This is a genomic window from Bordetella genomosp. 7, assembly GCF_002261265.1.
GTDB lineage: Bacteria > Pseudomonadota > Gammaproteobacteria > Burkholderiales > Burkholderiaceae_B > Bordetella_A.
The window spans coordinates 354,221-377,202 of record NZ_NEVK01000001.1 but is presented as its reverse complement, the minus strand read 5'-3'; the positions used below and the strand labels follow the sequence as shown (position 1 = coordinate 377,202).

At 66.4% G+C, this 22,982-nt stretch carries 17 protein-coding genes; 8 read left to right on the top strand and 9 right to left on the bottom strand.

Features of this window, described 5'->3' with window-relative positions:
* Nucleotides 1–186: 186 nt before the first annotated feature.
* Complete coding sequence (gene pmbA / locus CAL19_RS01710) at nucleotides 187–1,554, bottom strand: metalloprotease PmbA (RefSeq protein WP_094795838.1); 1,368 nt, start codon at nucleotides 1,552–1,554, stop codon at nucleotides 187–189.
* Between the two features lie 57 nt (nucleotides 1,555–1,611).
* Between pmbA and yjgA the strand changes: the two genes are divergently transcribed.
* Together yjgA and CAL19_RS01700 are read left to right on the top strand one after the other, a co-directional pair.
* A complete protein-coding gene (gene yjgA / locus CAL19_RS01705) occupies nucleotides 1,612–2,160 on the top strand; it encodes a ribosome biogenesis factor YjgA (protein ID WP_094795837.1) in 549 nt (182 codons plus the stop codon).
* 55 nt (nucleotides 2,161–2,215) lie between these two features.
* Entirely contained in the window at nucleotides 2,216–2,896 is a 681-nt protein-coding gene (locus tag CAL19_RS01700) for an alpha/beta hydrolase (RefSeq protein WP_026640696.1), read from the top strand.
* Nucleotides 2,897–2,937: 41 nt separating this feature from the next.
* Here CAL19_RS01700 and CAL19_RS01695 read toward each other — a convergent pair whose 3' ends face one another.
* Entirely contained in the window at nucleotides 2,938–5,409 is a 2,472-nt protein-coding gene (locus CAL19_RS01695) for a GNAT family N-acetyltransferase (protein WP_094795836.1), read from the bottom strand.
* A gap of 126 nt (nucleotides 5,410–5,535) precedes the next feature.
* On the opposite strand from CAL19_RS01695, the gene gltX reads away from it, so the two are divergent.
* Nucleotides 5,536–6,948: a glutamate--tRNA ligase gene (gene gltX, locus CAL19_RS01690; protein ID WP_170941485.1), complete on the top strand. Its 1,413-nt coding sequence runs from the start codon at nucleotides 5,536–5,538 to the stop codon at nucleotides 6,946–6,948.
* 43 nt (nucleotides 6,949–6,991) lie between these two features.
* Here the strand turns inward: gltX and CAL19_RS01685 are convergent, their stop codons facing one another.
* The 3 genes from CAL19_RS01685 to CAL19_RS01675 all read right to left on the bottom strand — a co-directional run bounded on the left by CAL19_RS01685 (nucleotide 6,992) and on the right by CAL19_RS01675 (nucleotide 9,340).
* Nucleotides 6,992–8,191: an MFS transporter gene (locus CAL19_RS01685; protein WP_094795835.1), complete on the bottom strand. Its 1,200-nt coding sequence runs from the start codon at nucleotides 8,189–8,191 to the stop codon at nucleotides 6,992–6,994.
* A gap of 13 nt (nucleotides 8,192–8,204) precedes the next feature.
* Nucleotides 8,205–8,726, bottom strand: a complete 522-nt coding sequence (locus tag CAL19_RS01680; protein WP_094795918.1) for a hypothetical protein — start codon at nucleotides 8,724–8,726, stop codon at nucleotides 8,205–8,207.
* A 152-nt stretch (nucleotides 8,727–8,878) separates the two neighbouring features.
* Nucleotides 8,879–9,340 carry an Lrp/AsnC family transcriptional regulator gene (locus CAL19_RS01675; RefSeq protein WP_026640691.1) on the bottom strand — a complete coding sequence of 154 codons (462 nt, stop codon included), beginning with the start codon at nucleotides 9,338–9,340 and terminating at the stop codon, nucleotides 8,879–8,881.
* 119 nt (nucleotides 9,341–9,459) lie between these two features.
* Here CAL19_RS01675 and CAL19_RS01670 point away from each other — a divergent pair, with 119 nt between their 5' ends.
* The 5 genes from CAL19_RS01670 (at nucleotide 9,460) to CAL19_RS01650 (ending at nucleotide 19,087) form a co-directional block, all read left to right on the top strand.
* Nucleotides 9,460–12,966 carry an indolepyruvate ferredoxin oxidoreductase family protein gene (locus CAL19_RS01670; RefSeq protein WP_094795834.1) on the top strand — a complete coding sequence of 1,169 codons (3,507 nt, stop codon included), beginning with the start codon at nucleotides 9,460–9,462 and terminating at the stop codon, nucleotides 12,964–12,966.
* Between the two features lie 306 nt (nucleotides 12,967–13,272).
* On the top strand, nucleotides 13,273–16,197 hold the full coding sequence (locus CAL19_RS01665) for a ribonucleoside-diphosphate reductase subunit alpha (protein WP_094795833.1): 2,925 nt from the start codon (nucleotides 13,273–13,275) through the stop codon (nucleotides 16,195–16,197).
* Nucleotides 16,198–16,224: 27 nt separating this feature from the next.
* Nucleotides 16,225–17,427, top strand: coding sequence for a ribonucleotide-diphosphate reductase subunit beta (locus CAL19_RS01660; protein ID WP_094795832.1), 1,203 nt, complete (start codon nucleotides 16,225–16,227; stop codon nucleotides 17,425–17,427).
* A gap of 313 nt (nucleotides 17,428–17,740) precedes the next feature.
* Nucleotides 17,741–18,373, top strand: coding sequence for a histone H1-like DNA-binding protein (locus CAL19_RS01655; protein WP_026640687.1), 633 nt, complete (start codon nucleotides 17,741–17,743; stop codon nucleotides 18,371–18,373).
* A gap of 150 nt (nucleotides 18,374–18,523) precedes the next feature.
* Complete coding sequence (locus tag CAL19_RS01650) at nucleotides 18,524–19,087, top strand: YggT family protein (protein ID WP_026640686.1); 564 nt, start codon at nucleotides 18,524–18,526, stop codon at nucleotides 19,085–19,087.
* 86 nt (nucleotides 19,088–19,173) lie between these two features.
* On the opposite strand, the gene CAL19_RS01645 is transcribed toward CAL19_RS01650, so the two are convergent.
* From CAL19_RS01645 to prmA, 4 genes are all read right to left on the bottom strand, one after another.
* Nucleotides 19,174–19,677, bottom strand: a complete 504-nt coding sequence (locus tag CAL19_RS01645) for a glycine zipper 2TM domain-containing protein (RefSeq protein WP_026640685.1) — start codon at nucleotides 19,675–19,677, stop codon at nucleotides 19,174–19,176.
* Between the two features lie 188 nt (nucleotides 19,678–19,865).
* Entirely contained in the window at nucleotides 19,866–20,807 is a 942-nt protein-coding gene (locus tag CAL19_RS01640) for a carbohydrate kinase family protein (protein WP_094795831.1), read from the bottom strand.
* 12 nt (nucleotides 20,808–20,819) lie between these two features.
* Nucleotides 20,820–22,034 (bottom strand): DUF3426 domain-containing protein, encoded by a 1,215-nt coding sequence (locus CAL19_RS01635; protein WP_094795830.1) that lies wholly within the window; start codon nucleotides 22,032–22,034, stop codon nucleotides 20,820–20,822.
* A 20-nt stretch (nucleotides 22,035–22,054) separates the two neighbouring features.
* Complete coding sequence (gene prmA, locus CAL19_RS01630) at nucleotides 22,055–22,975, bottom strand: 50S ribosomal protein L11 methyltransferase (protein ID WP_026640682.1); 921 nt, start codon at nucleotides 22,973–22,975, stop codon at nucleotides 22,055–22,057.
* Nucleotides 22,976–22,982 lie beyond the last annotated feature (7 nt).

The following is a 22,982-nucleotide window of genomic DNA, read 5'->3' as shown; positions in this document are numbered from 1 at the left end:
AACTCGGTATGGGATATCGCGGGCGATACGCCGCAGATGCGATACGCCGCAGATGCGATACGCCGCAGATATTACACGCTGTTAAAAATTGGCTCTATGCGGGGTTTCCGCGGATCAGGGATGCGGAAATTTCCCGGCCCGCGCAGGGGGCGGCCCCGGCCGGGCCCCGCCCCCCTGCGGCGCGTGTCAGGCGCCCGCGATCGACATCTGTTCGATCAGGATGGAGCCGGTGCGCTTGGTGCCGCGGGCGATGGTGTCCGCCCCTACGGCCACGATCTGGCGGAACATGTCGGCCAGATTGCCGGCAATGGTGACTTCTTGCACCGCGTGCTGGATTTTGCCGTTTTCGACCCAATACCCGAATGCGCCCCGGGAATAGTCGCCCGTGACGTAGTTGACGCCCTGCCCGATGAGCTCGGTGACCAGGAATCCCGTGCCCAGCTTGCGCAGCATGGCCTCGAAATCATCGTCGGGCCGGGTCAGGCGCGATGTAAGGGTCAGGTTGTGCGAGCCGCCGGCGTTGCCGGTGGTAACCATGCCCAGCTTGCGTGCGGTATAGCTGGACAGGAAATAGCCTTCCAGCACGCCGCCCGATACAACACTGCGCGCCCGCGTGCGCACGCCTTCGTCGTCGAACGGCGAACTGCCCATGGCTCCTGGTACATGCGGGTCTTCGGCCACGTCGATGTGGCTGGCAAAAATGGGTTTGCCCAGCGAGTCGACCAGGAAGCTGGCTTTGCGGTACAGGGCTCCGCCGCTGGCGGCCTGCGTCAACGCGCCCAGCAGGCCCAACGCCAGGGGCGCCTCGAACAGCACCGGGAATTTGCCGGTGCGTATGCGCCGCGCCGACAGGCGTGACAGCGTGCGCTCGGCGGCATAGCGGCCGACGGCCTCGGGCGCCGCCAGGCGGGCCGGGTCGCGCTCGGACGTGTACCAATAATCGCGCTGCATGTTGTTGCCGCGCCCGGCGATGGGCGCCACGGACAGGCTGTGGCGCGAATACGGGTAGCCGCCCAGGAAGCCGCGCGTATTGCCCATGACGAATTGGCCTTCGTACGTGCCGACCGTCGCGCCGTCGGTATTGCTGATGCGCGGATCGACCGCGCGGGCAGCGCGCTCGGCGCGCAGCGCCAGCTCGGCCGCCTGCTCGGTGCTGACCGGCCAGGCATAGTGCAAGGCCAGGTCGGGGATGTCGGTGGCCAGGTGCTCGGCGTCCGGCAGCCCGGCGGCCGGATCGGCGGCCGTGTGGCGCGCGATGTGCCAGGCTGCCTCGACGGTCTGGCGCAGCGCCGCATCGGAGAAGTCGGATGTCGAGGCCGAACCGCGGCTATTGCCGGCGTAGACGGTGAGGTCCAGTGAGCGGTCGCGAGTCTGCTCGACGGTTTCGATATCGTCCTTGCGCGCCGTAACCGAAAGGCCAAGGCTTTCGGAAACTTCGGCCGCGGCGTCGCTGGCGCCGATCTGGCGCGCGTGCGCAAGAACCTGTTCGATTAATTCGCTGAAGCGCGCGTGGTTGGCGGCCAGGGGCAGTGAGGAGGAGGAAGAATTGACCATTGCAGTCCAGTGTACAGAGACGGTTATCATAGCCAAGTCTGTGTCTACGCTGTTCCCATGACTTCCCCTATTCCTGATCCGGCCGAACCCGGCTTCGACGACAACGGCTACGACCGCCCCAGCAAATCGCAGGTCAAGCGCGAAATGCATGCCCTGCTCGACCTGGGCAAGCAACTGATAGACCTGCCCGACGACAGGTTGAAACAGTTGCCCCTGGCCGAACGCCTGTACGAAGCCATCCGCCTGGCGCAACGCACGACCAGTCGCGAAGGCCGCCGCCGCCAGACCCACTTCGTGGGCAAGCTGATGCGCGACGCGCCGGCCGAAGAAATCCGCGCGCAGCTCGATACCTGGCAGAACGGCTCGCGCGAAGAAACGGCCGCCATGCACCGGCTGGAAACCCTGCGCGAGCGCCTGCTGCAAGACGACGAGGCGCTGACGAAGCTGCTCGAAGACCACCCCGGCGCCGACGTACAACAATTGCGGGCCACCATCCGCGCGGCGCGCAAGGAAGCGCAGCACAATGCCAATCTGCAGCCCGGCCAGGAACCGCAGCGCAAGCACTACCGTGCCCTGTTCCAGGCCCTGAAGGCCCTGACCGCCTGACCCGCCGGCCCGCCGCGCTTGTGCGGCCCGTCTTCTCTTATTGATTGGAATACCTATGAGCGATCAATCCGCCCTGCTCGACGGCATCGAGATCGAAACCGCCCCCAATCCCACGCATGCCGTGATCTGGCTGCACGGCCTGGGCGCCGACGGCAACGACTTTGCGCCCATCGTGCCCGAACTGGGCCTGGGTTCCGCCCCTGCGGTGCGTTTTGTTTTTCCACACGCGCCTGTACAGCCCGTGACGATCAACGGCGGCATGGCCATGCGGTCGTGGTACGACATCCTGGTCACCGACCTGGTCCGCCAGGAAGACGCAGCGGGCATCCGGCGTTCGGAAGCCGCCGTGCGTGCGTTGATCGCACGCGAGAATGCGCGCGGCATTCCCACGTCGCGCATCGTGCTGGCCGGCTTCTCGCAGGGCTGCGCAATGACGCTGCACACCGGGCTGCGCCTGGAAGAAAAGCTGGCCGGCATGATCGGCCTGTCGGGCTATCTGCCCCTGCTGGATCTTGCGGCGGCCGAGCGCCACGCGGCCAATGCCGACACGCCGATCTTCCTGGCCCATGGCACGTTCGACCCCGTCGTGGCGCTGCCGCGCGCCCAGGCGACGCTTGCGCACTTGCAGGCGCAGGGCCACGACGTGCGCTGGCATACCTACCCCATGCCGCATTCGGTGTGCGCGCCGGAAATCGCGGATATCGCGGCGTTCCTGCGGGAAGTGCTCGCCGGCTGACGCCCTTCCCGCGCGCCTGAGACGGCCGTTCAGCAGCCGCCTCAGGCGCCGGCCCGGCCCGTCTGCGCGGATGCCAGCGGCAGCCATACCCGCCGCATGGTGGGATCTTCCGGGTCGGGGTCGTTGGTAAAGCCCAGGCGCGTCATAAGGGTCAGCATGGGGCGGTTATTGGCCAGCACCAACCCGTCGATATATTCCAGGCCCTGTTCGCGCGCGGCGTCGATCAGGGCCTGCATCAATTGGCCGCCCAGCCGGCGGCGCTGCCATTCGTCGCCGATGACCAGGGCATATTCGGCGCCGCGCCCGTCGGCGTTGCGCAGGTAGTGCGCAAAACCAATGATGACTTCGCGCGGATGCCCGCGGTTGGCCGGATTGGGCACCTGGGTCGTGGCCACCAGCGCCAGTTCGCGGTGGTAGTCGATCTGCGTGTAGCGCGCCACCATGCGCGGCGTGAGCTCGCGCATCATGGACACGAACCGCATATATCGCGACTGTTCGGACAGGCCCCGGATGAATTCCTGCAGGCTCTGGGCGTCTTCGGGACGAATTGGCCGGATCACCCATTCGGTGCCGTCGTCGAACTGGCGGGCTCGCACCAGCCGGGCCGGATACGGGTGTATGGCCATGTGCGGATAGCCGCTGGCCTGGGGCGTGGCGCAGCCGGGCTGGGCGCACAGCGTGACGCGCAGCTCTGCCGCGCGCAACAGCGTTTCGCCTGCGTACAGCGGATCGATGTCGAGCGTTTCTACGTCGGGCAGTTCTGAAATCAGCTCGGACACCTGCACCAGCGCCTGCTGCACGGCCTCGGCCGCCGCACCGGTGAGCTTCGGGGCGAACACACGGCGCCACGCCCGGCTGCGCTCGATCAGCTGGCGGGCCAGGAAACTGTTGAGGGGCGGCAGGTCCATGCCGCGGTCGGTGCCGCTGGCCAGCACGGCGTCGGGGCCGCCCGCGCCGAACTGGATGACCGGCCCGAAGCGGGGGTCGCGTCGCACACGGATCGCCATGGGCCGCGATTCGGGCTCGCCGGGCAGCACGCCGGGCGGCACGTCACGCAAGGGAACGTAGAACGCGTCAAGCAGACTGCGGCATTCGGAGGCCGACAGATCAACGCGGCCCTGCGCGCGGGCGCGTTCGACGATGGTGCGCGCCCGGGCGATGTCGGGCAGCCGGCTGGGGGGCTCGGGCGGCAGCGTCTGCAGCAGCAACTGCTGGTTGTAATAGTGCGTGGCCAGCACGCCGAAGGCGTCGGCGGCCGACTCCGGCGTGCGGAACGCCGGCGTGCCGGCATCGTCAAGCATGCGGCGCAGAGGTCGCATGCCGGCATCGCCCATGAAACAGCTGACCACAGGCTTGGAGGCCTTGGGCGTCAGCTCCGCCAGCTGGCGCGCCACCGCCGGCATGTCGGCCAGCGCATCGGGAGCCAGCAGCACCAGCACGCCGTCGACACCGCTGTCGTCGATGAGACATTCGAGTGCCACGCGAACACGTTCGGGCGTCAGCGGAACATAGGTGATGACGGGATTGTCGGTAGCCGCGTCCGGTTCCAGCAGGCCGGCCAGCGCGCGCCGGGTGGCGGGCGCCAGTTCGGCCTTGAGCACCGCCGCATCGGGCCCGATAAGATCCAACGCAAGCTGCGGCGGGCCGCTGCCGTTGGAAAGCAGCGCCACGCGCCGCCCGCGCGGACGGCGCTTGTAGCCCAGCACCTTTACGGCAGAGAACAGCTGCACAAAATATCGCACCCGCACCGCGCCGGCGCGCCGCAGTGCCGCGTCGAGCGTGGCGTCGCTGCCCGGCGGGCCATCGCGCCCGGCCTTGAGCACGATGACGGGCTTGATACTGGCCGCGGCCCGTAGCGCGCTCATGAATTCGCGCGTGGCGCCGGGTTCTTCAAGGTACAGCACGATGCTGTCGGTGCGCGGGTCGCTGGCCAGGAAGTCGAGCACCTGCGCCAGGCCGACCACGGCTTCGTCGCCCAACGACACGGCGGTGGAAAACCCGATGTGCACGTCTTCGGCCCAATCCATGACCGCGGCGGTGATGGAACGCGACTGCGCCACCAGCGCCACCCTGCCCGGGCGGGCCAGGGCGGGATGCTGGCTGAGATTCAGCCCGGCGTGCGGACGCTGCGCCCCGAAGGCGCGCGGCCCCAGCAGCGCGCAGCCGGTTTCCTGCGCCCAGGTGCGGCAAAGGGCCAGGGTGCCGCCCGGGTAGGGGTCTGGCAGTTCATGCGGCAGCACGATGGCCGCGTGCGGGCGCAACGGCGCCAGGCGACGCAGCGTTTCGGGCAGCACCGCGGGGGACACGCACACAATGGCCAGATCGGGCCGCTGGCCGTCGGCCAGGCCTTCGCAGGCCGACGGGAGTTCGGGCGCCACCCCAACCGCCGCGTCGATGCGAGTGGTGCGTCCGCGCAGCGCCGCGGGCAATGTGTCGGCCAACGGCAACAGCCGGTCGGCGACGATCAGCAGCGATCGAGGCTCGAACAACGGGGCAAGCGCATGTCGCAGCATGGGCGAATCGGGGCCGTCATCTAAAATACGGCCATCGTAACAAGACGGGCACCGGGCCGCCATGACCGCGCCGGTGCATTTCCCGCGACCCGTACGCGGCCCGCCACCCTGCTTTTTGCTGCCTCTATGACTGCTACCCCTGCCACCATCCGTACCCGCTTCGCACCGTCGCCCACAGGCTTTCTGCACCTGGGCGGCGCGCGCACGGCGCTGTTCGCCTGGGCGTTTGCCCGCCACCACAACGGCGTATTCGTCCTGCGCATCGAAGATACCGACGTCGAACGTTCCACCCCGGAAGCGGTGCAAGCCATTCTGGACAGCATGGATTGGCTGGGCATGCAGCCCGACGAAGGGCCGTTTTATCAAATGCAGCGCATGGACCGCTACCGCGAGGTCATCGCGCAGATGCTGCGCGACGGCACCGCCTATTACTGCTATAGCTCGCCCGAAGAAGTGGAAGCCATGCGGGAAGCGGCGCGCGCCCGGGGCGCCAAGCCCCGCTACGACGGCACCTGGCGGCCCGAGCCGGGCAAGACGTTGCCGCCCGTGCCGGCCGGCCGCCAGCCGGTGGTGCGGTTCAAGAGCCCGCAAGACGGCGCCACGGGCTGGAACGACATGGTCAAGGGCCCGATCAGCTTCGATAACGCCGAGCTCGACGACCTGATCATCGCGCGGCCCGACGGCACGCCCACCTACAACTTCTGCGTTGTGGTCGATGACTGGGACATGGGCATCACGCATGTGCTGCGAGGCGACGACCACGTCAACAACACGCCGCGCCAGATCAACATCCTGCGCGCGCTGGGCGCCGAACTGCCGGAATACGGCCACGTGCCCATGATCCTGGGCCCGGATGGCGAGAAGCTTTCCAAGCGCCATGGCGCGGTCAATGTCATGGAATACGACGCGCAGGGCTATCTGCCCGAAGCCATGGTGAACTACCTGGCGCGACTGGGCTGGAGCCACGGCAATGACGAACTGTTTACGCGCGAGCAGCTCGTGCAATGGTTCGATACCCGCAATCTGTCGAAATCGGCCTCGCAGTGGGACCCGAAAAAACTGAACTGGGTCAATGCGCACTACATCAAGCAGATGGATGACGCCGAACTGGCGGCGCGTGTGGCGCCGCGCATCCAGCGGCGCGGCGGCAACCCGGCGGCGGTGGACCTGGCCGCAGCCGTGGCTCTGTTGAAAGACCGCGCCGAAACGCTCGAGCAGCTGGCCGAGGCCGCCCTGCTGTTCTGCAAGCCGTACCAGCCTGCCCCTGCCGAACTCGCCGAGCAGCACCTGACGCCGCCGGCGCGCGAGGCGCTGGCCGATTTTGCACAACGCGCGCGTGGCGCCGACTGGACGAAGGATGCGATTTCGGCGCTGATCAAGACGGTGCTGGCCGAGCGCGGCCTGAAAATGCCGCAACTGGCGATTCCGTTGCGCGTGGCCGTGGTCGGTCAGACGCAGACACCAGCAGTGGATGCCGTGCTGGCGCTGATCGGCAAAGACACTGTGCTGCAGCGCCTGGACGCGGTGGCCGCGGCGTAGCGGCGCTGCGCCGCCGAACGCGGCGGACGGATGCGCGCCGGCCTTAGCCGGCCGGCGGCGTCGCGGCCAACTGGCGGCGTCGCAACGCCCAGGCGAAGCCCGCGCCCACCACGGGCAGCAACAGGGCAGCAGCCCCGAACAGGCTGGCGGCGCCCGCCGTGTCCACCACCAGTCCGGCCAGAGCGACACCAACGGCCTGGCCGATGAACAGCGACGACGCGAACCAGGCAACCGCCGTGCCGCGTGCGCTGGGCACCATCTGCGTGGCATGGGTCTGCAGCGTGGCGTGCAGGAAGTAATAGCCCAGACCCGCAAGCACGCTGGCCGTCAGCGCCCATGGCCAGCCCGGCCCCAGCAGGTAGCCCAGGAACGCCGCGCTCAATAAAAGGCCGCCGGCGACCGCCAGGCCTCGTTCACCAAGGCGCCGCAATACGGGCGCGGCAATCACCGTATAAAGCAGGCCCCCCAGCGCATATACCGAGGCGACCGCGCCGGCGCTGGCCAGCGGCAGCCCGAAGCGGGCATGCAGATACGCGGGCACAAAGGCCAGCGCGCCAAACACCAGCAAGGCCTCGACAAAGACAATGGCAAGCACGACTCGCGCCCACGGCACACCGAGCACCGTGCGCGCCTGCGCCAGCAAGCCCTGACGAGGCGCCGCGCCGGCGGCAACGTGCGGCGCCTGCGCCGCAGCCTCGCGGCAGAGCAGCACGCCCACCACCAGAAAGCCGGATACCAGCGCGGCGAAAGCCCAGCGCCACCCTATCGTGTCGGTAAACCAGCCGCCCAGCAGCTGGCCGGCGGCCATGCCGAGGATCGTGCCCGTAAGAAATCGCGCCAACGTCGCCTGGCGATGCTCGTACGGCACGTTGTCGCCTATCCAGGCCATCGCCAGCGGCACGATGCCCGCTCCGGCCGCCCCCGACAGCGCGCGGCATATCACCAGCATGTCCAGCGACGAGGCAAAGACGGCCCCTGCGCTTCCGATGGCGCACGCAAAAGTGGCCACGGCCACCACGCGATACTTGCCATAGCGGTCGCCCACCGGGCCGAAGAACATCTGCAGCACGCCATAGGCCACGGCAAAAGCGGTAACCGTGGCGGCCGCCTGGCCGGTAGAAGTGCCGAAGTCCGCCGCCAGCCTGGGCAGCATCGGGTCGCATATGCGGATCGCAGCCGCGCTGACGAACGCGGCCAGCGTCAGCAACAACAAGGCGCGACTGTGCGGGGAAGCCGGTGACATGAAATGCCGCCCGTCAGTCGGGCAGGCGGTAACCGGCGGGCATGCGGCGAGCCGTGATGACCTGGCCGCCTTCCCTCAATTCGCGCAGCGTCAGGCGCGCGCCGTCGGCTTTGACGACGCGATAACGGTTCTGATAGATGGGGTCCGCCGCATCCACGAGTTCGCCGTTGGATCGCGTGGTGTGCAGGGTGAGCACGCCGTCGGCCAGTTTCCAGCAGCCGGTCTCGCGCAAGCCGGGACGCACCCGCTTGCCTACCTTGAGTTGGGTGGTGAACGACATGGTTCCGTCGGCCGACAGGGTCACAAGCGCGGTGTACTGCCCGGACACCCCGGGCGGCCGCGTGTTCGACTGCCAGACGCCTGCCAGGCTCTGGCCCGGCGCGGCTGGGGTGCAGGTCGGCGCCGCGGGCGCCGCAGGCGCGGCAGAAGCCGCAGACGAAGCAGAAGATGAAGCGCCATGGCGGGCGACGCATCCGGCCAGCACCAGCACGGCGCCTGCCGCGCCGATCCGGCGTAACCACAACTGAGTGTTCATGAAATCCTCATTACCGCGCGCGCCGGCCGCGGCAAGCAGCCGTCGGCACGTCGGCGCGCGCATGTGGGACTCTAATGACCGCACCGCCGCGATGCAATCGCGGGGCGCCGGGATGGTGTGCGTGCGCAACACTCGTCCCCGCGCCGCCGGGCTCATCCCGCGTTCAGCGGCAGGCGCACTTCGTGCTTGATTTCGCGCAGCGCCACAATGGTGCGCGTCTGGCGGATGCCCGGCAGATTGAACAGGAAGCGATGCAGGAACCGATCGTAGGCCTCGGGGCTTTCGACCAGGATCTTCAGCAGAAAGTCGGAATCGCCCGTGACGGCATAGCATTCCAGGATCTCGGGCGCATCGCGCACGGAACGCTCGAAATTCTCGACCGTGCTGGCCGAATGCCGTTCCAGGCTGATCTGCGCAAACATGCAGCCCTGCAGCCCGACCTTGCCGCGGTCGACCTGCGCGCTGTATCCGGTAATGACTCCGGCGGCTTCCAGCGCCTTGACCCGCCGCCACACCGGGGCGGCCGACAGGCCCACCTGCTCCGACAGCTGTTGCGCCGAGGCCCGGCCGTCGGCCTGCAGCGCGCGCAATATGCCTATATCGGTCTTGTCCATGCCCACTCCCTCCTGAACGAAATGTTTATTTCAAATTATAGGGATTACACGATCCGATAACGCAATGTTTGCGCAGTGCCACGCACCTATCATGAACTCTGAGAATAGGAGCGCCCATCATGGACGGCACGCCCGCACACGAGCCATGCCTGGACCTGGACTACCAGCTGCAGGACAACCTGACACGCACCCGCGGCCGCATCTTCCTGACCGGCACGCAGGCACTGGTGCGCATGCTGGTGACCCAGCGGCGGCTGGATCGCGAGCGCGGCCTGAATACGGCGGGGTTCGTGTCCGGCTACCGGGGCTCGCCGCTGGGCGGCGTGGACATGGCCATGTGGAAGGCGCACAAGGTGCTCGACGCGCACCAGGTCACCTTTGTGCCGGGCATCAACGAGGACCTGGCCGCTACCGCCGTGATGGGCACGCAGCAGGCCGGCGTGCGCACCGACCGCAAAGTGGATGGAGTGTTCGCACTGTGGTACGGCAAGGGCCCGGGCGTGGATCGCGCCGGCGATGCCCTGCACCATGGACATGCGGCCGGCGCATCGCGGCATGGCGGCGTCCTGGTCGTGGTGGGCGACGATCACACGGCGGTGTCGTCGTCGATTCCCCATTCGAGCGAAGCGTCTCTGATCGGCTGGCAGATGCCCATCGTGCATCCGGCCTCTATTGACGAATATGAAGCGTACGCGCTGTGGGGCTGGGCCCTGTCGCGTTACAGCGGCGCGTGGGTGGCCTTCAAGGCCATTTCGGAAACGGTAGAAAGCGGCCAGAGCTGCCTTCCGGCGCCCGCCGTGCATTACGACATGCCGGCCGACCCCGGCCTGCCGCCAGAAGCGCTGGAATACACCGCGCGCGACTTCCTGTCGCCGGCGGTCGAGTTGCGCATGCAGGCGCGGCTGCGCGCCGTGCGCGCCTTCGCGCGCCGCCACAGCATCGACCGGCTGGCCTGTCCCGCGCCGCGCGCCCGGGTGGGGCTGGTAGCGGTGGGCAAAGCCTATCTCGACACCATCGAGGCGCTGGCCCGGCTGGGCATCGACCCGCATGGCGCGGATACGCCTGTGCGCATCTACAAACCGGGCCTGACCTGGCCGCTGGATGCCGAACGCGTGCTGGACTTCGCCCGCGGGCTGGCGCACGTCATGGTCATCGAAGAAAAAGGCGCGGTAGTAGAAAGCCAGATCAAAGACCTGCTCTACAACTTGCCCGAGCGGCCCACCGTGGTGGGCAAGGCCGGGCTGGATGGCGAGCCGCTGGTGCCGTCGGCGGGCCAGCTGCGCGCATCCCTGCTGGCCGCGCCTTTGGCGGCGTGGCTGGGACGCAGCGCCGGCATACGCGCGGCCGCCGATCCCGCCCTGCTCAGCTGCCCCGCCCCGCTTTCCAACGACGCAGACGGCATGCGGCGGCGACCGTATTTCTGTTCGGGCTGCCCGCACAACAGTTCGACCAAAGTGCCGCAGGGCAGCCAGGCCTTGGCCGGCGTAGGCTGCCACTATATGGCCGCGTGGATGGACCGCGACACCGGCGGCCTGACACAGATGGGCGGCGAAGGCGTCGACTGGGTGGGCGCGTCGCGCTATATAGAAATGCCGCACGTGTTCCAGAACATGGGCGAAGGCACGTATTACCACTCGGGCTACCTGGCGATCCGCCAGGCCGTGGCGGCGCGCGCCAATATCACCTACAAGATCCTGTTCAACGATGCCGTCGCGATGACAGGCGGCCAGCCGGTGGACGGACCGATATCGGTGCCGCAGATCTGCCAGCAATTGCAGGGCGAAAACGTGGCGCGCATCGTGATCACCACCGACGAGCCCGAAAAGTACCGCGGCGTGAAATTGCCCGACGGCGTGGATGTGCACCATCGCCGCGAGCTTGACCGCATACAGCGCGAACTGCGGGACACGCGCGGCGTCACCGTGCTCATTCACGACCAGACCTGTGCGGCCGAAAAACGGCGGCGACGCAAGAAACAGCAGTTTCCCGATCCGCCGCGCCGGCTGCTGATCAACAGCGCCGTCTGCGAAGGTTGCGGAGACTGCGGGGTGCAATCGAACTGCCTGTCTATCGTGCCGCTGGAAACGCCGTACGGCCGCAAGCGCGCCATCGACCAGTCCAGTTGCAATAAAGATTTTTCCTGCGCAGAAGGCTTCTGCCCCAGTTTCGTGTCGGTGCTGGGCGGTACGCTGCGCAAGCAGGCCGCGTCGGAGCCACAGGCGCCGGCATGGCGCGACCGCCTGGCCGACCTGCCCACGCCGTCCGTGCATACTCCCGAGCAGCCGTACCGCATTCTGGTGGCGGGCATGGGCGGAACCGGCGTCATTACGATCGGCGCGATCATCTCGATGGCTGCGCACCTGCAGGGTCTGTCCGCGTCGGTGCTGGACCTGACCGGCCTGGCCCAGAAAGGCGGCACCGTCATCAGCCACATCCGCCTGGCCCCGCAGCACGCAGCCAATGGCCCGGTGCGGCTGGATTGGCAGCAGGCGGATGCGGCCATTCTGTGCGACCCCGTGGCCGCCGTGTCGCCCGATTCGCTGGGCGCGCTGCGGCGCGGCCATACGCAGGTTACCGTCAACACCTACGTGGCGCCCGTGTCCGAATTCACGCGCGACCCCGACTCGGCCCTGCGCCCGGAGGCGCTGTTGGCCAAGATCCGCCATGCGGCCGGGGAATCCGCGACGGCCGCGCTGGATGCGCATCACGCCGCGCAGGCTTTGTTCGGCGACAGCATCCTGTCGAACATGTTCATGCTGGGTTACGCGTGGCAGCGCGGCGGCGTGCCGCTGTCGCACGCCGCGCTGGCCCGCGCCATCGAACTGAACGGCGTGGCCGTCAAGGCCAACCAGGATGCTTTCGAAGCCGGGCGCCTGGCGGCTCACCAGCCTCAGGCGCTGGAAAGCGCGCTCAGGCCGGCCGCGCAAGTAGTGCAGCTGCATGTGCCCGAATCGTTCGAAAGCGCGGTGCAGCGCCGCGTGCGCGACCTGACGGCCTACCAGAATGCCGGCTATGCGCGCCAGTATCGCGAACTGGTCGAGCAGGTCGCCCGGCGCGAGCGCGAGCTCGCTCCCACGGCCCGCACGCCGCGCCTGGCCATGGCCGTCGCGCGCAATCTGTTCAAGCTGATGGCCTATAAAGACGAATACGAAGTCGCGCGCCTATATACAGATGGGGCGTTCCAGCAGCAGCTGCGCGCGCAGTTCGAAGGCGGCTATACGCTGCGCTTTCACATGGCGCCGCCCTTGCTGGCGCGCAAAGACCCCCATACCGGCGTGGCGCGCAAAGTGGCCTTCGGCCCCGGCCTGATGCCCGCCATGCGGGTACTGGCGCGCATGAAAGGCTTGCGCGGCACCTGGCTGGACCCGTTCGGCTACAACGCCGAACGACGCCTGGAACGCGAACTGATCGACGAATACCGCGACACGGTACAAGTGCTGCTGGCCCACCTGAGCCCCGCCAACATCGGGCAGGCCGCCGGCATCGCCGCCATGCCCGATATGGTGCGGGGCTTCGGACACGTAAAGGCGGCTAACATCGCAAAGTACCGCGACGGGTTGCGACGGGCATTGCAGAACTACGTGCCGCCGGCTTCTCCGCCGGTTTCCCTGCGCAGAACCGCGTAAAACCGACGCTGATAGCAAGCACTACGCCGTGCGCGCCACACTGACGCCGCTATTACATTTGATCACAATTAAAACATCGAACTAACGTCTCCTGCGCCTTGTCCCCCGCGGTCCGCATCACTAGAATTTGTATGACCAGAGGGGGTGTTACACTATATGTAGTGGTCGCCAGAACAGCCGGATTCACTTCCGCCTGGCGCAGCCGAGGGCATTTCCCCGGCAATATAGACCCCTTTTCCCGATACATCAGCGCCGGCATGGGCCCAGCCCATGCCGCTTATCTACGCTAGTCCCACAGGAGCTTCCATGCAGACTTCGATCGCCTCTGTGACCCGGCCCGCCGCCGTGCCGCCGTCTCAAACCGACGCCCCCGCCGATCCCAACGCGGGTCAATGGGCCAGCTACAACGTCATCCGGCGCAATGGCTCCGTGGTGGGCTTCGAGCCCAGCAAGATCGCCATCGCCATGACCAAGGCCTTCCTGGCCGTCAACGGCGGCCAGGGCGCCGCGTCGGCGCGCGTGCGCGAACTCGTCAGCAACCTGACCACTCAAGTGGTCAACGCGCTGGTCCGCAACCGCCCCGCCGGCGGCACCTTCCATATTGAAGACATCCAGGACCAGGTCGAACTGGCCCTGATGCGCTCTGGCGAACACGACGTGGCGCGCGCCTACGTGCTGTACCGCGAAAAACGCGCCCAGGAACGCGCCGCCGCCGCCGAAGTGCTCGAGCAGACCGCGCCCGCCGCCGCCCAGGAAAGCCACCTGAACGTCGTCGACAACGGCGTGCAGCGCCCGCTCGACATGGCCGCCTTGCGCGCCACGATCGAGGCCGCCGGCGAAGGCCTGACCGAGTTCATCGACACCGAAGCCATCCTGAAAGAAACGGTCAAGAACCTGTACGACGGCATCCCCGTCGACGAAGTCTTCAAGTCCGCCATTCTGTCGGCGCGCGCGCTGGTCGAAAAAGACCCGGCCTACAGCCAGGTCACGGCCCGGCTGCTGCTGCACACGATCCGCAAGGAAGTACTGGGCGAAGAAGTTTCGCAGGCCGCCATGGCGACCCGCTACGCCGATTACTTTCCCACCTTTATCCAACGCGGCATCGAAGGCGGCCTGCTGGACGCCAAGCTGGCCGAATTCGACCTGGCCCGCGTGGCCGCCGCACTGGACGCGCAGCGTGACCTGCAATTCGGCTACCTGGGCCTGCAGACGCTGTACGACCGCTATTTCCTGCACATCCGCGGCACCCGCATCGAACTGCCGCAGGTGTTCTTCATGCGCGTGGCCATGGGCCTGGCGCTGCGCGAGCCCGACCGCGAAGCCCGCGCCATCGAGTTCTACGAGATTCTCTCGTCGTTCGACTTCATGAGCTCGACGCCCACCCTGTTCAACTCGGGCACGCTGCACTCGCAGCTGTCGTCGTGCTACCTGACCACGGTGTCCGACGACCTGGAAGGCATCTACGACGCCATCAAGGAAAACGCGCTGCTGGCCAAGTACGCTGGCGGCCTGGGCAACGACTGGACGCCGGTGCGCGCGCTGCGCAGCCACATCAAGGGCACCAACGGCGAAAGCCAGGGCGTCGTGCCGTTCCTGAAGGTCGTCAACGACACCGCGGTGGCGGTGAACCAGGGCGGCAAGCGCAAGGGCGCGGTGTGCACGTACCTGGAAACGTGGCACCTGGATATCGAAGAATTCCTCGAGCTGCGCAAGAACACCGGCGACGAACGCCGCCGCACGCACGACATGAACACGGCCAACTGGATTCCCGACCTGTTCATGAAGCGCGTCATGGAAAACGGCGAATGGACGCTGTTCTCGCCGTCCGACTGCCCCGACCTGCACGACAAATACGGCAAGGCATTCGAAGAAGCCTACCTGAGCTACGAAGCCAAGGTCGCCCGTGGCGAATTGACGCTGTACAAGAAAATGCCGGCCGTCTCGCTGTGGCGCAAGATGCTGTCGATGCTGTTCGAAACCGGCCACCCGTGGATCACGTTCAAGGATCCGTGCAACATCCGTTCGCCGCAACAGCACGTCGGCGTGGTGCACAGCTCGAACCTGTGCACCGAGATCACGCTGAACACCAACGAATCTGAAATTGCTGTTTGCAATCTGGGTTCCGTGAACCTGGTTGCGCACATGAAGCCGGCTGCCGGCGGCGGGTTCGAACTCGACCACGACAAGCTCAAGCGCACGGTGCGCATTGCGATGCGCATGCTCGACAACGTGATCGACATCAACTACTACGCCGTCAAGAAGGCCAAAGATTCCAACGAACGCCATCGCCCGGTGGGCATGGGCATCATGGGCTTCCAGGACTGCCTGCAGATGATGCGCGTGCCGTATGCGTCGCAAGCCGCTGTCGAATTCGCCGATCGCTCGATGGAAGCCGTGTGCTACCAAGCATATTGGGCATCGAGCGAACTGGCGCAGGAACGCGGCCGCTATCCTTCGTACGAAGGCTCGCTGTGGTCGCGCGGCATCTTGCCGCAAGACACGCTGGCGATGCTGCGCGAAGAACGCGGCGGCAATGTCGATGTCGATGAGTCGAGCACGCTCGATTGGGATGCGTTGCGTGCGCGCATCAAAGAACATGGCATGCGCAACTCGAACTGCATTGCAATTGCCCCAACTGCGACAATTTCAAATATCATTGGCGTATCTGCGTGCATCGAACCCACTTTCCAGAACTTGTACGTCAAATCGAATCTCTCCGGCGAGTTCACGGTCGTAAACGAATACCTTGTTCGTGACCTGAAGAAACTCGGTCTCTGGGACGAAGTCATGGTCGCCGACCTCAAGTACTTCGACGGCAGCCTGTCCCGTATCGATCGCGTACCTTCCGAACTTCGCGAACTCTACGCCACCGCATTCGAAGTCGAACCGCGCTGGCTGGTCGAGTGCGCATCGCGCCGGCAAAAGTGGATCGATCAGGCCCAGTCGCTCAACATCTACATGGCGGGCGCATCGGGCAAGAAACTCGACGACACATACAAGCTGGCGTGGCAGCGTGGCCTGAAGACCACCTACTACCTGCGCACGCTGGGCGCCACGAGCGCCGAAAAATCCACGGGCCGCGGCGGCGAGCTGAACGCCGTCAGCGCCACGGGCGCCGCTTCGGTGGCCGCCGGTGCGGCCCCTGCCTTGCCGGAACCCGAAGTTCTCGGGGCGGTTTGCACCATGAGGCCGGGCGACCCCGGCTTCGAAGAGTGCGAAGCCTGCCAGTAATCACCACCGCCTCCGGAGAATTCATTCATGCTTAATTGGGAAGACGACAAGCTCGCAGTACAACCGGCACAGGCGCCCGCCCCCGCGGCGGGCGGGCAGCCGGCGGCTGCGCAACCCACTCGCGCCGCCACCGGCGTGTTCGGCGATGCCGCGCTGCCTACCCCGGCCGCGCCGCAGCATGCCGGCAACCTGGCTACCAGCGATGCCGCCGCGCATCGCGTCAAGGTTGCCGACAAGCGCATCATCAACGGCAAGACCGACGTCAACCAGCTGGTGCCGTTCAAGTACAAATGGGCTTGGGAAAAGTACCTGGCCACCTGCGCCAACCACTGGATGCCGCAGGAAATCAACATGTCCCGCGACATCGCCCTCTGGAAGAACCCCAACGGGCTCACAGAAGACGAACGCCGCATCGTCAAGCGCAACCTGGGCTTCTTCGTGACGGCCGACTCGCTGGCGGCCAACAACATCGTGCTGGGCACCTATCGCCACATCACGGCGCCCGAATGCCGCCAGTTCCTGCTGCGCCAGGCGTTCGAAGAAGCGATCCACACGCACGCATACCAGTACATCGTTGAAAGCCTCGACCTGGACGAAGCCGAGATCTTCAACGCTTATAACGAAATCCCGTCGATCCGCGCGAAAGACGAATTCCTGATCCCGTTCATCGACGCCATCGCCGACCCCAACTTCAATACGGGCACGCCCGAAGCCGACCAGACACTGCTGAAGTCCCTGATCGTTTTCGCATGCCTGATGGAAGGCCTGTTCTTCTACGTTGGGTTCACGCAGATCCTGGCGCTGGGCCGCCAGAACAAGATGACCGGCGCAGCCGAGCAATACATGTACATCCTGCGCGATGAATCCATGCATTGCAATTTCGGCATCGACCTGATCAACACTATCAAGCTGGAAAACCCCCATCTGTGGACGCCGGAGTTCCGCGAGGAAATCCGCGGCCTGTTCCAGAAGGCGGTAGAACTCGAATACGCATATGCCGAAGACACGATGCCGCGCGGCGTGCTGGGCTTGAACGCTCCCATGTTCAAGTCGTACCTGCGCTTCATCGCCAATCGTCGTTGCCAGCAAATTGGGATAGAACCGCTGTTCCCGCAGGAAGAAAACCCCTTCCCCTGGATGGCGGAAATGATCGATCTTAAGAAGGAACGCAACTTTTTCGAAACACGCGTGATCGAATACCAGACCGGCGGCACGCTGAGCTGGGAATAAAACGCATCCGTCGCCGCGCGCCTGGCTGGCGCGGCGATGCGATGCCGGCTCCGTCGGCCTGGGTATTCGAATACGCAGTACCAAGCGGTAGGCGCCCCATGTGGGGCGCCTACCGGCGCCATTTGAGATGGCTCGCGCAGAGCGTGGGGGCCATATCAAATGGCTGTGCCGAATTCATTAGCGCACACCGCAGTAGCTGCCGCCCGTATGGGGCAGCGGCATGCGCCGATGAATGGCCCGGGCGCGGCCCGTCGTTCGACGGATCGTGGCACGGGTTTAAGTTCTGGGACCCCTGAACCTAAGGAGCATGACCATGGCAACAGCCAAGAAAGCCGCCAAGAAGGCGGTGAAGAAACCCGCCGCGAAGAAAACCGCGGCCAAGAAAGCCCCGGCCAAGAAGGCCGTGAAGAAAGTCGCTGCCAAGAAAGTCGCAGTCAAAAAAGTAGCGGCCAAGAAACCCGCCGTGAAAAAGACCGCGGCCAAGAAGCCGGCAGTGAAGAAAACCGCCGCCAAGAAAGCCGTCAAGAAAACCGCTGCCAAGAAAGCAGTGAAGAAGACGGTTGCCAAGAAGGCGGTCAAGAAAGTTGCCGCCAAGAAGGCTGTCAAGAAAGCCCCGGCCAAGAAAGCGGTAGCTAAAAAAGCCGTTGCCAAGAAGGCCGTAGCCAAGAAAGCGGTAGCCAAGAAGGCGCCTGCCAAAAAGGCGGCCGCCAAGAAGGCCGTAGCCAAAAAGGCGCCCGCCAAGAAGGCTGCTGCCAAGAAGGCGCCTGCCAAGAAGGCTCCTGCGAAGAAGGCTGCTGCCAAAAAGCCCGCCGCGAAAAAGCCTGCTGCCAAGAAGGCTGCGCCCAAGAAGCCCGCCACGCCGCCTTCCACGGCTGCTGCCCCGGGCGCCAAGACCGCGCTGAACCCTGCCGCGTCGTGGCCGTTCCCGACCGGCGGCCGTCCGTAATATCGACGGAACCGTTAGGCGGTACCTTAGCCGCCTGGCCCCGGCCAGGCGGCTTTTGTTTGTGCGCGGCGCCGCGGCGCGCCCGAGCCGACGCAACACAATGGCGCCATGCGACAATAAACGCCATTACATTTTTGCAGATCGCACCCTATGCTCGGCGACATCCTTCGTTTCCTGCTCGAGATCACTTTTACGCTGTTCGGCGCCGCCCTCATCGCGCGCGCATGGATCCACGCGGTACGCCTGCATCCTTTCAATCCGCTGGCTCGCGGCATCTACCAGGCAACCAACTGGCTGGTGCTGCCCATACGCAAGGTGATTCCGGCCGGCAATTCCATCGACTGGACCAGCCTGGTGGCCGCGTGGCTGACCGCCCTGGCCTACCTGGCGCTGATGTGGCTGCTGGCTGTGGGTTCGCTGATTCCCGCCGCGCTCGTGCCCGCTGCGCTGGGGTCGTCGCTATTGATGGTGATCAAGTGGGCGCTGAACCTGATTGTGTGGCTGACGCTGCTGCAGGCCGTGCTGTCGTGGGTGAACCCCATGTCGCCCTTGATGGCCCTGCTGCAGACGCTGACGGCGCCATTGCTCGACCCCATTCGCCGCCTGTTGCCGCGCACCGCGGCCATCGACTTTTCGCCGCTGATATTGCTGATTCTGGCGCAAGTGGTGTTGATGATGCTGGCGCGCCTGACCTACGGCTTGCTGGGAGTGTAGGCTTGCAAGGCGTGCAGTACGGCTGCACTGCCGTGTTGGACACAGGTGCCAGGCGCCCTGCGCACGCCTGACACCTGCGGTGCGGCTTAGTACGGCGCCACGCGGGTGGGGCCGGCGCCGCTGATGACCTGCACACGTTGGCCCACGCTGATGGGCACGTCGGCTTCCTGGGCCACGACACGGGTTTCGCCGTTGTCGAGCCGCACGGTGATTTCCAGGCCCGAGGTACGGCCCGCGCGGTTTTCCACGGCGTTGCCGGCCAGCGCGCCCAGAATGGCGCCGCCCACGGTGGCCAGGGCGCGGCCTGTGCCGCCGCCCACGGCGTTGCCCGCCACCCCGCCCAGCGCACCGCCGGCGACCATGCCTACGCCGCTGGATTTGTCGTCCTGGATGGTGATGGGGCGCACGCCCGTGACGGTGCCGATGCGCACGATTTGTTCGCGCTGCGCCTGGTCGTACGAATAAACGCCACTGGACGCGCTGCGGTTGGCGCAGCCGCCCAATACGGCCAACGAGGTCACGACGGCGGCCACGGCCAGCCAACGGCCCGCGCGCGGCGCAATGATGGAAGAAGACAGGTGATGGCTCATGGGGACTCCTTGGGTCGGTAGGCCTATTTTATGCAACTGATAATACTCTGGCGCGCAAGGAATGCGCCGGTCCGAAACAGCATGCAACGAATACGGCCATAACCGTGTATGGCGTTACGCCCGCTTATAGCTGATGCGCCGGCAGGCGTGGCGCAAAAGGCTTGGACCGTGGTCCGGCCGAAGGGTTCCTAGGCCGGCAGTCCGATTCCGTACGCTTGGCGCAACCGTGCGTCGATGTCGGCGCGCGTGGGCGCGTGGTTCTGCGGGCCTCGCGAGGCGATCTTGATCGCGCCCATCAGGTTGGCCAGCCGGCAGCAATCGATCCAGTTCCAGCCCTGGGTCAGCCCATACAGCAGCCCGGCGCGATGCGCGTCGCCGCAGCCGGTGGGGTCGACAATGTCGGTGGGCCGCACGGGCGGCACCTGGGTTTCGGTTCCGCCCGCAAGCAACGTGGCCCCCGCCGCGCCGCGCGTGACCACCACGGCCTGCAATTGCGATGCAATCTGCGCCATGCTACGCCCGGTGCGCTGTTCGACCACGCCGGCTTCATAGTCATTGACGGTAAGAACCTGCGCCAGGCCCAGCATGCGATCGAGGTCGGCGCCGTCGAACAACGGCATGGCCTGGCCCAGGTCGAAAATGAACGGAATGCCCGCCGCGTGCAGCCGCTGTGCATGCGCGAACATGCCGGCCTTGGCATCCGGCGCGACAATGGCCCAGGATGCCTGGGCGCCCGTCAGGTCGTTCTGCGCCGAAAGCTCCATGGCGCCGGGATGAAAAGCGGCGATCTGGTTGTCGTCGAGATCGGTGGTGATGTAGCACTGCGCCGTGAAGGTGTCGGGCATGACGCGCAGGCGCGATGTGTCGATGCCCATGGCCGTGAAGCGGGCCAGGTAGTCGGCCGCGTCTTCGCCCACCGTGGCCACCGGCACCGGCTGCCCGCCCAGCAGCTTGAGGTTGTAGGCGATATTGCCGGCGCAGCCGCCAAATTCCTTGCGCATGGACGGCACCAGGAACGACACGCTGAGCGACTGGATGCGGTCGGGCAGGATATGTTCTTTGAAGCGGCCATCGAATACCGCGATTGTGTCGAACGCCATCGAACCGCAAACCAGAACCGGAGCCGTCATGCTAGTCATCCTTCAGGGAAAGAACTTGTCGAGTTGGTAGCCGTTGACCTGCGCGCCTTTCACTTCGATGGGCACTTCGATATTGCGCTCGGCGCCGGGCTCGAAGGGCGCCGCGGACTGGCCGGGCGGCAGGTAATCGTCGGGCAGCAGCACCTTGCGCACTACCACGGTATCGGAAAGATCGGTAAGGTCCAGCCGCAGCGCCGGCCAATGCTGGGGCCTGTCGTAGCGGTTACGCAGCGATACGCGCAATATCAGGCGGCTGCCGTCGTCCTGCCCCTGGGCGCCGGCCTGCCCGCGCGGCGGCTGCAGCGACGAAGCGGTGATGAAAATGCGCTCGATGCGGCGCGCGTAGCCGATTTCGCAGCCCAGCGGTTCGCACACGCTGGTCAGCAACGGGCGCAGTTGCGGCATGGCAACCGCGATCGCCGTGCGGTACACATACACCACTTGCAGCGCCAGCAGCAGCAGGCCCAGCACACAGCCATACCCCCACAGGCTGCGGACCATGCTGCGGCGCGCCTGGCGCTCGGGATCCAGAAATTCCGGAGGGCTGCGGCCGACATCGGTAACGCCGTAATAGCGGGTGCGAGCCTCGCCGCGCACGGCGGGAACGACGTCCGGATCCGGATAATCGCCGTGGGCTTCAGGAACGTAGCCCCCGGGCGCGCCGCCGGCGACAGGGGACGGCGCCGGCGCGGCGATGTGCGCAGGGGCATCGTCAGGCTCGCTGCCGTAGTCTTCCGGTTGCTCTTCGAAACCGGGCGCCTCGTCATCCATGCTGTGGCGGCCCAGATAAGGATCGTGCCTGCGGATGTCGGTGCGGCCGCGCAGCACTGCGGGAGGCGTCGGCGGAGCCGCACGCAATTGGGGTTCGGCTCGCGACGCGGCCGGCTCGGGTATGGCCCGCTCGGGTATGGACGGTTCCGGGAGCGACGGTTCCGGTATCGGTCGCTGCGGCAAGGGCACCGGTACCGACGGTTCCGGCACGGACGGTTCCGGCAAGGACGGTTCCGACACGGGCGGCGGCGCGGGCGCGCGCGGCACGGCAGACGGCGCGACGGCGGCGGCCGACAGCGTCTGGGGAATCTGCGCCACCAGGCAGGCCCGGCCATCGAACACGGTGTCGCAGGCGCCGCAGCGCACCAGGCCATTGCGCACCCGCAACTGGTCGGGCACGACTTTGAAAGCGGTGCCGCAGTGCGGGCAGCGAGTCGTCAGGGCCATGGCGCTACTCTACCCGGCATTCAGGTTCTGCGGCCGTGCAGGCAGACCCAGCCTTCCCGTGCCTGCCATACCGACAGGGTGAGCCACGGCGCGTAAGCAGTGGCGACTTCTTCGGCCTGACGCTCGAGCACGCCCGACAGCACCAGGTGCCCGCCCGGCGCGACGCGTCCGGCCAGCATGGGCGCGAGCACCTTCAGGGGGTTGGACAGGATATTGGCCACCACGACCTGGTAGGCGCCATCGGCCAGCGCATCGGGCAACAGCGCTTGCAGTTCGACGCGGTTGACGCGCGCATTGTCGGCCGTGGCCTGCACCGCCTGCGGGTCGATGTCGACGGCTGCCGTGGCGCCCGCGCCCAGCTTGCGAGCCGCGATGGCCAGGATGCCGGAGCCGCAGCCGTAGTCCAGCACGGTGGCGCCTGCGGGCAGCTCGGATTCGAGCCAGGCCAGGCACAGGTGGGTGGTGGGATGGCTGCCCGTGCCGAAGGCCAGGCCGGGATCGAGCTCGATGTGGATGGCGTTGTCGTCCAGGCCGGTGACCGCGGGCACGGCCGGGTCGTCGCGGTGCCAGCTGGGCACGATCCACAGGCGCGGAGATATCTGGATGGGGCCGAACTGCGACTGCGTCAGGCGCACCCAATCGGCGTCGGGCACGTCGCGCACGGCCCAGCCGCCGGCCATGATGGGATCGATGCCGGCGCCTGCCATGGCCTGCTCGTAGATCTGGGCCGGATCGACGCCATCGGGCAACAGGGCCACGACACGGTTGTGTTCCCAGGCCTGCACATCGGGCTCGGTGCCGGGCTCGCCGAACAGCGGGCGTTCGGCCTCGGTGCCGAGATCGGCGTCTTCGACCGATACCGACAGGACGCCAGCCTCGAGCAGCGCATCGGATAGCGCTTCGGCCTGCGCCTCTGGGCAATGAAGCACAAGTTCACGCATACGATTC

Bases quoted from the DNA above. Each gene is read 5' to 3' on its own strand.
- CAL19_RS01685 (WP_094795835.1), bottom strand. From the start codon at position 8,191: ATGTCACCGGCTTCCCCGCACAGTCGCGCCTTGTTGTTGCTGACGCTG.
- CAL19_RS01680 (WP_094795918.1), bottom strand. From the start codon at position 8,726: ATGAACACTCAGTTGTGGTTACGCCGGATCGGCGCGGCAGGCGCCGTG.
- CAL19_RS01635 (WP_094795830.1), bottom strand. From the start codon at position 22,034: ATGGCCCTGACGACTCGCTGCCCGCACTGCGGCACCGCTTTCAAAGTC.
- CAL19_RS01655 (WP_026640687.1), top strand. From the start codon at position 17,741: ATGGCAACAGCCAAGAAAGCCGCCAAGAAGGCGGTGAAGAAACCCGCC.
- pmbA (WP_094795838.1), bottom strand. From the start codon at position 1,554: ATGGTCAATTCTTCCTCCTCCTCACTGCCCCTGGCCGCCAACCACGCG.
- CAL19_RS01695 (WP_094795836.1), bottom strand. From the start codon at position 5,409: ATGCTGCGACATGCGCTTGCCCCGTTGTTCGAGCCTCGATCGCTGCTG.
- gltX (WP_170941485.1), top strand. From the start codon at position 5,536: ATGACTGCTACCCCTGCCACCATCCGTACCCGCTTCGCACCGTCGCCC.
- CAL19_RS01675 (WP_026640691.1), bottom strand. From the start codon at position 9,340: ATGGACAAGACCGATATAGGCATATTGCGCGCGCTGCAGGCCGACGGC.
- yjgA (WP_094795837.1), top strand. From the start codon at position 1,612: ATGACTTCCCCTATTCCTGATCCGGCCGAACCCGGCTTCGACGACAAC.
- CAL19_RS01700 (WP_026640696.1), top strand. From the start codon at position 2,216: ATGAGCGATCAATCCGCCCTGCTCGACGGCATCGAGATCGAAACCGCC.
- CAL19_RS01640 (WP_094795831.1), bottom strand. From the start codon at position 20,807: ATGACGGCTCCGGTTCTGGTTTGCGGTTCGATGGCGTTCGACACAATC.
- prmA (WP_026640682.1), bottom strand. From the start codon at position 22,975: ATGCGTGAACTTGTGCTTCATTGCCCAGAGGCGCAGGCCGAAGCGCTA.
- CAL19_RS01645 (WP_026640685.1), bottom strand. From the start codon at position 19,677: ATGAGCCATCACCTGTCTTCTTCCATCATTGCGCCGCGCGCGGGCCGT.
- CAL19_RS01665 (WP_094795833.1), top strand. From the start codon at position 13,273: ATGCAGACTTCGATCGCCTCTGTGACCCGGCCCGCCGCCGTGCCGCCG.
- CAL19_RS01650 (WP_026640686.1), top strand. From the start codon at position 18,524: ATGCTCGGCGACATCCTTCGTTTCCTGCTCGAGATCACTTTTACGCTG.
- CAL19_RS01660 (WP_094795832.1), top strand. From the start codon at position 16,225: ATGCTTAATTGGGAAGACGACAAGCTCGCAGTACAACCGGCACAGGCG.
- CAL19_RS01670 (WP_094795834.1), top strand. From the start codon at position 9,460: ATGGACGGCACGCCCGCACACGAGCCATGCCTGGACCTGGACTACCAG.